11 protein-coding genes are annotated in these 12,629 nt (G+C 45.0%); 9 read left to right on the forward strand and 2 right to left on the reverse strand.

Features of this window, described 5'->3' with window-relative positions; translation table 11 throughout:
* Positions 1-488: 488 nt before the first annotated feature.
* The 3 genes from B4240_RS02710 (at position 489) to B4240_RS02720 (ending at position 3,394) form a co-directional block, all read left to right on the forward strand.
* On the forward strand, positions 489-1,205 hold the full coding sequence (locus B4240_RS02710) for a response regulator (RefSeq protein WP_021812806.1): 717 nt from the start codon (positions 489-491) through the stop codon (positions 1,203-1,205).
* Positions 1,206-1,435: 230 nt separating this feature from the next.
* On the forward strand, positions 1,436-3,121 hold the full coding sequence (locus B4240_RS02715) for an ATP-binding protein (protein ID WP_296236705.1): 1,686 nt from the start codon (positions 1,436-1,438) through the stop codon (positions 3,119-3,121).
* A gap of 93 nt (positions 3,122-3,214) precedes the next feature.
* Positions 3,215-3,394 carry a hypothetical protein gene (locus tag B4240_RS02720; RefSeq protein WP_296236706.1) on the forward strand — a complete coding sequence of 60 codons (180 nt, stop codon included), beginning with the start codon at positions 3,215-3,217 and terminating at the stop codon, positions 3,392-3,394.
* A gap of 72 nt (positions 3,395-3,466) precedes the next feature.
* On the opposite strand, the gene B4240_RS02725 is transcribed toward B4240_RS02720, so the two are convergent.
* A complete protein-coding gene (locus tag B4240_RS02725; RefSeq protein ID WP_296236707.1) occupies positions 3,467-4,933 on the reverse strand; it encodes an ATP-binding protein in 1,467 nt (488 codons plus the stop codon).
* A 336-nt stretch (positions 4,934-5,269) separates the two neighbouring features.
* On the opposite strand from B4240_RS02725, the gene rpsP reads away from it, so the two are divergent.
* From rpsP to rplS, 4 genes are all read left to right on the forward strand, one after another.
* Positions 5,270-5,539, forward strand: a complete 270-nt coding sequence (rpsP, locus tag B4240_RS02730; RefSeq protein ID WP_021812802.1) for a 30S ribosomal protein S16 — start codon at positions 5,270-5,272, stop codon at positions 5,537-5,539.
* A gap of 213 nt (positions 5,540-5,752) precedes the next feature.
* Complete coding sequence (gene rimM / locus B4240_RS02735) at positions 5,753-6,286, forward strand: ribosome maturation factor RimM (RefSeq protein ID WP_296236708.1); 534 nt, start codon at positions 5,753-5,755, stop codon at positions 6,284-6,286.
* Positions 6,287-6,347: 61 nt separating this feature from the next.
* Positions 6,348-7,118 (forward strand): tRNA (guanosine(37)-N1)-methyltransferase TrmD, encoded by a 771-nt coding sequence (gene trmD, locus B4240_RS02740; RefSeq protein ID WP_296236709.1) that lies wholly within the window; start codon positions 6,348-6,350, stop codon positions 7,116-7,118.
* A gap of 198 nt (positions 7,119-7,316) precedes the next feature.
* Positions 7,317-7,739, forward strand: coding sequence for a 50S ribosomal protein L19 (rplS, locus tag B4240_RS02745; RefSeq protein WP_296236710.1), 423 nt, complete (start codon positions 7,317-7,319; stop codon positions 7,737-7,739).
* Between the two features lie 234 nt (positions 7,740-7,973).
* On the opposite strand, the gene B4240_RS02750 is transcribed toward rplS, so the two are convergent.
* Entirely contained in the window at positions 7,974-8,543 is a 570-nt protein-coding gene (locus B4240_RS02750; protein ID WP_296236711.1) for a DUF4442 domain-containing protein, read from the reverse strand.
* A gap of 436 nt (positions 8,544-8,979) precedes the next feature.
* Here B4240_RS02750 and B4240_RS02755 point away from each other — a divergent pair, with 436 nt between their 5' ends.
* Both B4240_RS02755 and uvrC read left to right on the forward strand, forming a co-directional pair.
* Entirely contained in the window at positions 8,980-10,500 is a 1,521-nt protein-coding gene (locus B4240_RS02755) for a DUF3360 family protein (protein WP_296236712.1), read from the forward strand.
* A gap of 147 nt (positions 10,501-10,647) precedes the next feature.
* Positions 10,648-12,492 carry an excinuclease ABC subunit UvrC gene (gene uvrC, locus B4240_RS02760; RefSeq protein ID WP_296236713.1) on the forward strand — a complete coding sequence of 615 codons (1,845 nt, stop codon included), beginning with the start codon at positions 10,648-10,650 and terminating at the stop codon, positions 12,490-12,492.
* Positions 12,493-12,629: the final 137 nt, after the last annotated feature.

Here is a 12,629-nt window from a genome sequence, read left to right on the forward strand (position 1 = left end):
TTTAATTATTGGGATTGGTATTACTATAGATTTATAAAGACTAAACTGATTTTGATAAAATGATAGAAAAGTGACTAGCGACAACGCTGATATATGGTTATATTAGAGAGTAGTGGCTACATTGGTAAGTTTAATGGTTATAAGGATATTTTCGCAGCACTTAGTGGTCTAGTCTTTGATGTGATGACCCGGATATAAGAAAATTATCCTTATTGAATAAAAGTTATCTTATGCCTTTTTATCACAATAAAGGGTATAATTTTTGGACGCAAACTAAAGTTTTATTGGACGTAGTTTATAGGTTTTGTTAACAACTATAAGCTATAGTATAGGAAGCTGTGTGTTTAATAGTATACTGTGCTACCAAGTTTGTAACAGCGATACGGTCGCCAATTGTACTAGGTTACGAATCGATTAAGTTACGGTGCTATTAATTTACCGCTCTTACTTTTACTGCTTTTAAATTAGATGTATTAGAGGATATAACAATGACAACGAATGAAGAAGACAACACCCCCCGAATCTTGATTGTTGAGGATGACGAGCGCCTGGCTATGTTGACCCAAGATTACTTGGTTAAAAATGGTTTAGAGGTTGCCATTGAAACGGATGGTAATCGCGCCATTCGCCGTATTGTCAACGAACAACCAGATTTGGTCGTACTTGATGTCATGCTTCCTGGTAGCGATGGCTTGACGGTATGCCGTGAAGTACGTCCGCACTATCAGAATCCCATTTTGATGCTGACCGCGCGCACAGAAGACATGGATCAGGTATTGGGTCTTGAGATGGGCGCCGATGACTATGTCGCCAAGCCTGCGCAGCCACGCGTATTGCTTGCGCGTATCCGTGCATTATTACGCCGCTCAGAGAACGCGCCATCAGAAGATGTACCGCAGCGTTTAGAGTTTGGTGAATTGGTCATCGATAACGGTGGTCGTTCAGTGAATTTAGGCGATGAGTTGGTTGATTTTACCAGCGCTGAGTATGATTTGTTATGGTTACTCGCGTCTAACGCTGGTCGTATCCTGTCACGCGAAGATATCTTTGAGCGTCTACGCGGTATTGAATACGACGGTCAAGATCGCTCGATTGACGTGCGTATCTCGCGTATTCGTCCAAAAATCGGTGATGATCCAGAAAACCCGAAACGCATCAAAACTGTGCGTAGTAAAGGCTATTTGTTTGTTAAAGAAGGCAATTAAGACTTTATTCTTAATACGACTATCTTTTTTGAATAACTTTTTAATAAGAAACCAGCGTAAAGCTGGTTTTTTATGGTCTAAATTTTAATTTTTAAACTTAAATGCTGCGTTATGTGGTTTAATTGAGCGATAATTATGGACGCCAAATAAATAGTATGAGATAAATTGCGCAGCAAGCAGTTATCTTTTTTCTCCATCAATAATTCTTCATTAGGTTGGTCACGGCACGTATGTCATTAGTTTCTTCTCTTAAACACAGTATCTTTGTTCGTATTTATGCTGGACTATTAATCGTCTGTTTGTGTGTGGCATTATTTGCGCAATTGTTGATGGATACCATCAACAAAGAACGCGTCCAATCTTATCGTGAAAACATGGCGACGGGCGCTTTTCATATTGTCGCTGAAGGGATTGCGCACCAAGAAAGCGAGTCTCAGCGTGAGTACTGGTTGGCTGATGCCAGCAGCTTATTTGGTACAGAATTTCGTATCGTGCCCATTAATGAAGTGGATTTTAATGCCAGTGAGCTGCGCCGTTTTGAGAAGGGCAATACCGTCGTTCGCTATGTTGAGCAGCCTATGTACGCCGATGTGTATTATCGCCTACCGGACAATGAGAGCGTTTTAACCGCACGCATCTCGCAAGTGACCGAGCAGCAAGTACGCGCTATTGCGGTGTTTTTACTCGATGATTTGTCCTACTATGCAACCTTGTCAGATAAGCGGGCGCGCTTGGCTGAATTGGAAGAGAAATTCTCTTTTCCATTAGAATTTAGAACCGTTAATACCCTGAATTTAGACCCTGATCAGATGGCGCGCCTTCGCCGCGATGAGGTGGTCATTTTATTGCAAGATACCAATACCAGTAAAAGTAACTCGTCTATTAAAGTGGTTGTACCCTCTGAAATCAACGATATGGCGATTTTGATTGGCCCTGTGCCTTTATTTAACTGGTTTCCGCTGAATCTGATTGTTAGTATGATTTTGATCAGTATGTTCTTAATCAGCTTGGGCGTTTATGCGCTAATTTTCCCGCTTGAGCGCAAATTGCAACTGATCCAAGTTGGTGTCAATGAAGTGAGTAAAGGCAATCTTGATATTAAAGTACAGGTCATCGGTCAAGATGAAATCGCGCGTCTATCCGCGACGTTTAATGCGATGACGGCGCATATTAAGCGTCTGATTGAGTCGCAGCGTGAGCTGACGCGGGCGGTATCGCATGAACTGCGTACGCCTGTGGCGCGTATTCGCTTTGCTGTCGATATGCTTGCTGACACCGATGATGAGGATTCGCGCTTTATGCAGCGCGATTATATCGACGAAGATATCGAGTCGCTAAATGGTTTGATTGATGAGATTTTAACCTATGCAAAGCTTGAAGAAGGCTCACCAAAACTTGATTTGGAACCGGTAAATCTGCGCGAATTGCTCGAGCAAATTGAGCGTGAAACCAATGCCTTGGGTAAACCCATCAAGATTGTCACCAATCTACCAAATGCAAAAGTAACGGCGGTTGCCGACAGACGTTACCTGCACCGCGTGATTCAGAATTTAGCTGGCAATGCCTTACGCTATGCTGAGAGCACCATTATCATCAGTGCTGGGGTGAAAAAAGGCAATGCCTTTGTCAGTGTAGAGGATGATGGGCATGGTATCCCAGAAGCCGACCGTGAAAAAGTCTTTATTCCGTTTTCGCGCTTGGACGATAGCCGTACGCGCGCGTCAGGCGGCTATGGTTTGGGTTTGTCTATCGTATCGCGTATCGCCTTCTGGTTTAACGGCAGCATGAAAGTGGGCGAGAGCCGTGAGCTTGGCGGCGCACGATTTGTGATGACTTGGCCTATTAAACCGCTCACCCAAGTTCTTGCTGCGGATGAGTTAACGCAAGAAAAAAGCGATCGCGATTTTGATGCTTAAGCGTTTTTATAGTGTTAGTTAGATTAGTATTGATTGCGCATTGATGGTTTATGATAATTTTGAAAGCAGCTCAACAATAAAGGAGGGCAGAGGATGCCGTATTTATTTGGTGGTTTGGTGGTAGTAAACGCTGCCGCGCTTGGGTATTATTTATTTTTGCAGCAGCCGATCAGCACTGAGACGCTAAAGGCCGCGCAGGATGAAATAACCCAGCCTTTAACCTTTACCAATAGTGCTGAATATATTCCGCCAGTCATTGGTACGAGAAAATAGCACTTCTAGAGTGGCTAACAACTGACCGTTATTAACCGAACTCTAGTATCGTCTGCTATTGCGCCTTACTTACTAACTATCCATATCATCATAGATAGAAGGAGCCTCATCGCTAGCAGCCAATGACTGCTCGCCAGCAACTTTAGAGATTAACGGAATACGGACACAGACTTGTAGGCCGCCATCCGGATGATTAATTGCTTCAACCGTCCCATGATGCAAGCGCGCGATACGGTCGACAATCGCTAGGCCTAAACCGCTACCTTGAGTGGTACGTGCTGATTCACCGCGTTCAAACGGTTGCATAATGCGCTCTAATTGGTCTTCTGCAACGCCATCACCGCAGTCGCGCACACATATCATCAATTGCTCTTTTGCCTCTTTATTGACCTCGTTTTCAGTCACAACATCGCTGTCTTCTACCACCGCCTTTTCTATAAAGGTCGGCACCACGGTCGCGGATAAATAAATCGGTGGCTTGCCGTAACGCTTGGCATTATTGACCAGATTAACTACCAGGCGTTTAATAGACATCGGGCGTACGGGCACCACTTTGTGACATTCAGACTGATAAATAAATTCTAACGGCGCAAATTGCACCATAATCTCGTTAAATATGGTGTCTAGATTGGTCAAGCGTACCGGCTCATCGGAGCCATCTTTCATAAATGAGATAAACTGCTCCAAGATCGCATCCATGTCTTCGATATCGTAAATCAAACCTTCACGAAAAAATTCATCAGGCAGCATCTCAGCGGTTAAGCGCATACGCGTCAGCGGCGTACGCAGGTCATGCGAGATGCCGGCAAGCATAATCGTCCGCTCTTTTTGTGCTTGATTCAGGGTGGTAAATAAGCGATTAAATGCCATGTTTACTTGGCGTATTTCTGTAGGCCCATTGTGGGTTGGTAGGGTGGTGGCGTGGCCAAGACGAATATAATTGGTCGCCGCGCGCTGCAAATAACGTAACGGCCGATTTAATTGCCGCGCTAATAAAATAATAGTCAGCAAGGTTAAAATGGGTAAACCCACTAAAAATAATATTAATATGGCGGGGCTGTACTGCGAATAATACACCACCGGTTCGCGAATCCAAAAGCTGGTATCACGACTGTCTTGCACCCAAAGCTGCGGCGTTGGTTTAAACTTAAAATACACTTCAACAGGACGTCCCAGTTGCGCGCCAATTTCACGCTGTAACACATCGGTAAATACGCCAACAAACGCCTTATCCGCTACCACTGGAAAATCGCTCGGATTGTCCACCACCACCACATGCGAATGCTGATAAATCCACTGCCGTACAGCAGGATTGCTTTTCCAGTCTTTATTGACGCTATTCATCAGGCGTAATTCGCTGGTCAGATAGCGCGCATGATTTTTAAGCTCTGGCAAATACAGACTGCGCCAAAAAAACGAGATCGATACCCCGACACTGATAATGACAATAAAAGCGACCATCAAAGTGGTTAGCCAAGTGTTGGAGTAGGAGCGGGCGAGCCGACCTTTGCGTCGTGGTTGTGGTTGTAGGGAGGTCATATGCATCCAAAAGGTTAATCAAGATATGGGTCACGTGAGCTTTATAAATTTGGTCTTAAAAATCTAAAATATAGGGATTTTATTAAGCCCTTGTTTCTACTGATAGGATAGCATAATCAAATAATACGGTTATTTGCTTTACGGATAGAGTGAGTAGCAAAATGAATAGGGTCAAAGCCAATAAGTTGACGGCGAATGATGAATGATATTTTACATGCCTTGCCATTTAAGCTATTGTTAATAAATAATTAAATAAGCACGGTTTATGTTTTCAATAAAATAAGACTGTGATATAATTATGCCCTTTTTGGTATACCTGCGAAAGAGAGAATTCACATGGTTGTTATTCGTTTAGCACGGGGCGGTGCCAAGAAACGCCCATTTTATCAAGTAGTTGTTGCTGATCAACGCCGCGCGCGTGACGGTCGCTACATTGAAAACATCGGCTTTTTTAACCCACTCGCTAAAGAGTCTGAAGAAGCAGTACGCCTAAACATGGAAGCGTACAATGCGTGGATCGCTAAAGGTGCACAGCCTTCAGATCGCGTTGCTTCATTAGCAAAAGCTTATAACAAGTCTGCCGCTCAAACTGAAGCCACTGCTTAAGTTTGTATCGTCACTGAGGTGCTCATAGCTCGTCTATGGCAGTCTCAATAGACTTTAGAAAACATAGCGTAACTGGTCTGATCAGGGTGCGCCATTAACTGTTTATGACTTTTGATTGCGCTTAGCGCTGTTGATTGAACTGTATTTACCACCGCTGTTTTCGTCATTGCTGTATCTATCACTGTTATTTTAGTCATCGTTAGGTTAGCCGTTATGTCATCTGTTCCAAACGCTAGTGCACTTATGAAAATCGGTCAGCTAAAAAAGCCTTATGGCATTAAAGGCTGGCTGTGGGTGTTTAGTGATACCGATGATCGTACGGCAATCTTTGATATGCAGCCTTGGTGGATGAAAACTGCTACTGGCATGAAGCCTTTGACGGTAAAGGCGTGGCGCGAGCAAGGGACGGGCATCGTCGCTCAATTTGAGCAGATTCCTGACCGTAACGTTGCAGAGACCATGAATGGCACGACCATTTGGGTCGAGCAAGACGCTTTGCCAGAAGCGGGTGAAGACGAATATTATTGGTCAGATTTGGTTGGCCTGCGCGTGATAAACGAGCAGGACGAAAATTTAGGCGATATCACTGAAATGTTTGAAACCGGGGCCCATGACATCATGCGCGTCACGGCAAATTCAGACAGTTTGGATAATGAGGAGCGCCTGATACCCTGGCATAAGCAAACGGTGATTGACGTCAATTTGGCTGAAAAAACGGTGCTTGTGGCATGGCCAAGTGATTATTAATCACAAATTTTCTTGATTGATAAGAACGTCATTCACGCAGTTTTATACAAGTAGAGATCAGATGTATTTTGCCGTGATTAGTATTTTCCCTGAGATGTTTGCTACGATTCGTGAGTTTGGAATCACGGGGCGGGCAGTTACTCAGGAGCAAGTCACGATTGAATGCATCAATCCGCGTGATTATACCAGCGATAATTATCGCCGTATTGATGAGCGCCCGTATGGCGGCGGTCCTGGCATGGTGATGATGGCTGAGCCATTGTCCCAAGCGATTGAGGAGGCGCGCCTGCGAGCCAGTCAGCATGGTTGCCGTGTCGATAGTGCGCATTGTCCGGTGATTTATATGTCACCACAAGGCAAAACGCTTAGTGAGAGTAGTGTGGTCAGTATGACGAAGTATGACGGCATGATTTTGTTGTGTGGTCGTTACGAAGGTATTGATGAGCGCTTACTGTCGCAGTATGTCGATATGGAAATATCACTTGGCGATTACGTGCTTACCGGTGGTGAGCTACCAGCAATGGTGCTGATGGATAGTGTGATACGTCGTTTGCCAGATATTATGGGCGACGATAAATCCGCTGAGCAAGACTCGTTCGTCGATGGTTTGCTTGATTGTCCGCACTATACCAAACCACATGAATTTGCAGGTATGGCGGTCCCTGAGGTACTTCTTTCAGGACACCATGCCAACATCGCTAAGTGGCGCTTTAGTCAACAAGTCGAACGTACGCAAGCGCGGCGTCCAGATTTATGGCAAGCGTTTACCCCAACGGTAGAGCAAGCAAAGTGGTTAAAGGCACTGGCAAAAGCAGATAAAAAGCCGCGTTAATGGTAGTTAAAAGATAAACAGTTAAGCAATAAAATTTCGAGCAACAATAAAACGCGTCATAGCATCATGGCCGTTGGTCATAACCCATTTACGTTGTATTTGTTATTAATACAAAATGTTAATAATCAATATGATTCATTATTACAAACAGGTGATATGCGTCAAGCCTCTATTATCTAATGTGAGGAGATAACTCTCATGAGCAACAAGCATCCATTGGTTCAGGTCATCGAAAATGCTCAATTGATTGAGCGCCCAAACTTTGCACCCGGCGATACCGTTGTGGTTCAAGTAAAAGTACGTGAAGGTGATCGTGAGCGTTTACAGGCCTTTGAAGGCGTTGTCATTGCTAAGCGTAACCGCGGTTTAAACTCAGCGTTTACCGTTCGTAAAATCTCAAGCGGTATCGGTGTTGAGCGTGCATTCCAATTGCATTCGCCAATTATTGATAGCATTGAAGTGAAACGCCGTGGCGCTGTTCGCCGTGCGAAACTATACTACTTACGTGAGCGTTCTGGTAAATCAGCCCGTATCCGCGAAAAACTTGGTGCTCGTCCAGTTGCGAACAAAAAAACTGACGCTGGCGTTCCTGATGCAGTCGATACTGCGCCTGGTATCTAATTATCAGCATCTAAGCGCAAGTTTGCCATGCTCGGCTTAATCGTCTGATTGTACGGTTGATGCTCGGCAAGGTAAGAGTAGATACAAGCCCTTATTCATAGGTTTATTTATAAATAAGCGGGCCATACCAAAAAAGACAAAACCCCAATCTGTGCGTCTGCCAGATTGGGGTTTTTGTTTGTGTGGTTTAAAATCGGTGTTCTAACTTTGCTCTCAAACTGAGCATTTATGTTTTCAAATTTTAAGCTCGTCCTCAGAGTTTTCAATACGGCTGGTTTGGTGTTTAGATTTACTATATTTACGCAATCGGATGTAAAGGGTTTTGCTGACAGTGGCGATGACTTTTTGTTGTTCATCGACGATATCAACCTTGTATTCGCGAAATACCGGCTCACCATCCTTTGCTAGTTCCTGAATGGCAATCACCTCCGCGCTTGGAATTTTGATGCGTGCGGTCACTTTGCTATTGCCGGGCGCAATAAATTCAATATGTGAGCTTTTATCCCATACCACGTAGCTGCTGCCCAACTGGTGCATGAGCATCAGCATATAAAAGGGGTCCACCATCGAGTACAAACTGCCACCGAATTGGGTGCCGACGATGTTCTTATTGAAGCTATTTAGCCCCATACTGACGACGCATAGGCCTTGATCTAGGTTGATATGCTCAATCTTGATACCAGCGCCGATGTAAGGTGCAAAGGTGTTGATACGCAGTTTTAGCAAATAAGGTGTGAGTAGGGGCACGATATTTTTTTTGGCGTTACGTTTAAGCGTACCAAGTTTTTTAGGCAGTAAATTCATCAATGTTTCCTATTACCTTTCTTATTTTGCTGATTTCATTGCAGAGGTTATTTTTATTTTAAACGGTCTATAGACAGACGAAACTGACGACAATTTTTGTCGGTTTTATAGTCGCGCCCTTGGGCAATAAATCATAAAAAGACATTTATCATAGTGAAAAACGTCTCAGCTCGCCAGTTTTAAAGCGTAACGAAAGTACAATTAGTAGGCGAAATCTAAAATTCTAAGAGTACTCATTACCGTTTTCTAAGTGTCCTATACTAAGCCATAAGAAATAATTTCCATAATGATACGTATAGTATCTTTTAAATGCCAAACCCTCGCATTATCGCAACCGATGTCTTACAATAGCCGGATTTTGCTTTGGGCGGCTCACTATTTACTCGGCATTAGAACAATAAAGCCGCTCAAACCTCAGTTGACATAAGGAAATGTGATGAGTGGTACCCAGCTTCCCACCTCAGGGTCCGGCCTGCAGCAACCAACCCGTTATGATGATGATGTGCAAGACAGCTACGTAGATTTGCATCAGCCTAGCGCCAGTTTTGCAGATCGTAACGCCTATCTCAATCATGAGTTGCAAATCATGCAGCCAAAGCGCTGGCGTCCTAATTTGCCGTTTCGCGATTATCGCTTTGAATATGAAGATGCGATTCCGGCAATGGCGGCGACCATCGGCAAAGTGGTGATGGTGGGCGCCATCGCCGCAACCTTTGCAGGGCCGCTTGGTTTGGGCGATGCCTTTGTTTTAGAAAACGTCCGTTATGAGCTGCTTATTGTGGCGTTTTTTGTGATTTTATTTTCTGGTTTTTTATTGCCGACCGCCAATCTTGCTGGTACTCATGGCCCTCTCATTCCGCTTATTCCCATCGTGGTGGTTGCTGGTGGTCATCCGATGGCCTTTGGACTGCTTATCGGGGCTTTTGGCTTATTACTTGCTATTAGTAAAGGTGGCAGTTTACTCGCCAACTTAACCAGTAAAGGCGTGTGCGGCGGTTTACTGCTGTATCTTGGCTTTATTGGCACCACCTCGCAGGTCAAAAATCTGTTTGCTTGGGCGGAAGGCATCGGCATGTCGCATATTGCTTTTGTGGTGATTTTACTGACGATTATTCTTTATGCAGTGTTAGAGAATTACCAAAAGCGCTGGCTGGCGGTGCCGCTCAGTTGTGTATTAGGCGGCGGAGTTGCCTTTGCGATGGGTGCGCCGTTTGCCTTTAAAACAGCGCCCGGTCTACCCAATATGAATCCGATGTATTGGTGGGGCGAAAACACGGGCTGGATGTTAGGACTGCCAACTGTCGAAAGCTTTATTGTGGTATTGCCATTTGCGGTGTTGGCAGTCGCCATGTGGTCGCCAGACTTTTTAGGTCATCAAGTTTTTCAAAAAATCAGCTATCCAAAACGTACTGAGCGTGTACTGATGGATATCGATGATACGATGACCAGCGCTTCTATACGTCAGGTGGCCGGCTCTATACTTGGCGGTGCCAACTTTGCGTCGTCATGGGGTACTTATATTGTACCGGCAGCGATTGCCAAGCGTCCGATTCCAGCGGGTGCAGTATTAACGGGATTGTTTTGTATTATTGCGGGTGTTTGGGGTTATCCCATGGATTTGGCCATCTGGGAGCCAGTCATGTGCGTGGCGCTGATTGTTGGCGTTTTTATTCCGCTACTTGAAGCTGGCATGGAGATGACGCGCGAGGGCAAAACCACCCAGTCTGCTGCTATCGTCGTTTTTGCCTCGGCATTGGTCAACCCAGCCTTTGGTTGGTCGATTACCTTGGTACTTGATAATTTAGGCTTGATTGGTTCTAAAGAGCGCAGCGCAAGTTTAACAAAAATGAGCCGCTGGATTATCCCGGTGATTACCTTTGTTATATTAACGGGGGTTATGGCGGTGGTCGGGATGCTGCCCGGTATACCAGCGTTATTACCAAATTTTCGCCATTAGTATGTTTAAAGTTTTGATAAAAAGTCAGCCTTGGAGCTGGCTTTTTTATATTTCTATGTTTGTTGTTAAAGCCAGCATTGGCTTGCAAAATGGGCGCAGTCGCCCCATAAATAGCTATATATCAGTATCTTGAGAGCAGTAAATTCTATGGTCAATGTTTCCGCATCGAGTCCCGTCGACGATAAAAAAGCCCGCCTTAAGCATTTGATTCAGCGCCTGCCAAATTTGCCAGGGGTGTATAAAATGCTGGGTAAAAACGGCGATATTCTTTATATCGGTAAAGCCAAGTCGCTGAAAAGTCGCGTCAATAGCTACTTTGCAAAAACCATTGACCACCCAAAAACGCGGGCGTTAGTCGCGCGCATCCATAATATCGAAACCATCATTACTCGCAGTGAGACCGAAGCGCTGCTGCTTGAGCAAAACTTAATTAAAGAACATCGACCGCCCTATAACGTGCTACTGCGCGATGATAAATCTTATCTCTACGTGTTTATCTCAGCGGACAGCCCTTATCCGCGGTTGGCGTATGGGCGCGGCAAAGGCAATCATCAAAAGGGCCGTTTTTTTGGTCCTTTTCCCTCGGCGCATGCGGCAAAAGAGACGCTGGTTTTGATGCAAAAAATGTTTCAAATGCGCCAATGTACCAATACGTTTTTTAAACAGCGTAAACGTCCGTGTCTTGAATATCAGATTAAGCGTTGCCGTGCGCCGTGCGTCGGGCTGGTATCGCCAGAAGAATACGCCGAGGACGTCAATAATACCATTCGCTTTTTAAAGGGCGATTCTAGCGATATCCATAGCACGCTGATTGAAAAGATGGAAGGCGCGGCTGAGGCGTTAGACTTTGAAAAGGCGGTGTTTTATCGTGACCAGCTCTCTATGCTGCGCGAAGTTCAAGCGAAGCAAGCCGTTTATACCGTAGAGGGTGAAGCGGATGTGATTGCCATTGCCAGTCAGGCGGGCATGACCTGCGTCAATGTATTGACCGTACGCGGCGGGCGTGTGTTAGGCGGTAAAAACTACTTCCCTGATGTTGACAGCAATGAATCACTTGCCACCAATTTATCCGCCTTTATTACCTCGTTTTACTTTCAGGTAACCGATGATTTACCAGCGGAGATTATCTTAAGTGAGGAGCTACCAGATCAGACGGCGGTCAGTGAAGCGTTAGCAACCCATTTTGGTAGCAAGGTCGTTATCAAAACCAACGTCCGTGAGCACCGCGCCGAATGGTTGGATTTGGCAAAATTAAATACCAATAACGCGCTAAAAACCAAGCTTGGCGATTATTTAGAATTGCATGCCCGCTTTGCTGCGTTAAAAGACGTCCTTGCCGATGTCACTGATCGCACCATTGATCGCATTGAGTGTTTTGATATCTCGCATACCATGGGTGAGGCAACGATTGGTAGCTGCGTGGTCTTTGACCAAGGGGGCGCGCGCCGCCGCGATTATCGTCAGTATGCCATTCATGACATCCAAGGCGGTGATGACTATGCGGCGATGAAGCAAGTCTTGACGCGGCGTTATAAAAAGCAGCCATTGCCGGATTTATTGTTGATTGATGGCGGTAAAGGGCAGCTTAATATTGCTAAAGAAGTGCTCACAGAGCTGGGTATACTTAGTGATACCTTATTGGTTAGTGTGGCAAAAGGCGAGGGGCGTAAAGCGGGGCTTGAGGTGTTACATTTTATTGATCATGAGCCGCTTGATTTGCCCATGGATAGCAAAGCGCTACATCTATTGATGCATATTCGTGATGAAGCGCATCGCTTTGCCATTACCGCGCACCGTAAAAAGCGTGATAAGCGCCGTTCATCGTCGGTGTTAGAAGTCATTCCGGGACTTGGTGAAAAGCGTCGTCGCGACTTACTTAATCACTTTGGTGGTATTCAGCAGCTGCTCGGCGCGTCGCAGCAAGAGCTTGCTGGCGTACAAGGAATTGGGCCAGTATTAGCGAAAACCATTTATAAAGTGCTGCATGAATAGTTTTACCAATACACGTTAAATTTAAGGTATTGCTCAAAAAATCTCACTATAAAAATAGGCTGTCTTAGAATTATCTAGGACAGCCTATTTTTTTTGTGTTATTTGAACAAACCAGTGTTATACCAAACCCAAAATAT

Source organism: Psychrobacter sp. UBA5136 (genome assembly GCF_002414005.1).
GTDB lineage: Bacteria > Pseudomonadota > Gammaproteobacteria > Pseudomonadales > Moraxellaceae > Psychrobacter.

Excerpts from the sequence above, each read along its gene's own strand:
- rpsP (WP_021812802.1), top strand. The coding sequence starts at position 5,270 with ATGGTTGTTATTCGTTTAGCACGGGGCGGTGCCAAGAAACGCCCATTT.
- B4240_RS02710 (WP_021812806.1), top strand. The coding sequence starts at position 489 with ATGACAACGAATGAAGAAGACAACACCCCCCGAATCTTGATTGTTGAG.
- rimM (WP_296236708.1), top strand. The coding sequence starts at position 5,753 with ATGTCATCTGTTCCAAACGCTAGTGCACTTATGAAAATCGGTCAGCTA.
- uvrC (WP_296236713.1), top strand. The coding sequence starts at position 10,648 with ATGGTCAATGTTTCCGCATCGAGTCCCGTCGACGATAAAAAAGCCCGC.
- rplS (WP_296236710.1), top strand. The coding sequence starts at position 7,317 with ATGAGCAACAAGCATCCATTGGTTCAGGTCATCGAAAATGCTCAATTG.
- B4240_RS02715 (WP_296236705.1), top strand. The coding sequence starts at position 1,436 with ATGTCATTAGTTTCTTCTCTTAAACACAGTATCTTTGTTCGTATTTAT.
- B4240_RS02755 (WP_296236712.1), top strand. The coding sequence starts at position 8,980 with ATGAGTGGTACCCAGCTTCCCACCTCAGGGTCCGGCCTGCAGCAACCA.
- B4240_RS02720 (WP_296236706.1), top strand. The coding sequence starts at position 3,215 with ATGCCGTATTTATTTGGTGGTTTGGTGGTAGTAAACGCTGCCGCGCTT.
- trmD (WP_296236709.1), top strand. The coding sequence starts at position 6,348 with ATGTATTTTGCCGTGATTAGTATTTTCCCTGAGATGTTTGCTACGATT.
- B4240_RS02750 (WP_296236711.1), bottom strand. The coding sequence starts at position 8,543 with ATGAATTTACTGCCTAAAAAACTTGGTACGCTTAAACGTAACGCCAAA.
- B4240_RS02725 (WP_296236707.1), bottom strand. The coding sequence starts at position 4,933 with ATGACCTCCCTACAACCACAACCACGACGCAAAGGTCGGCTCGCCCGC.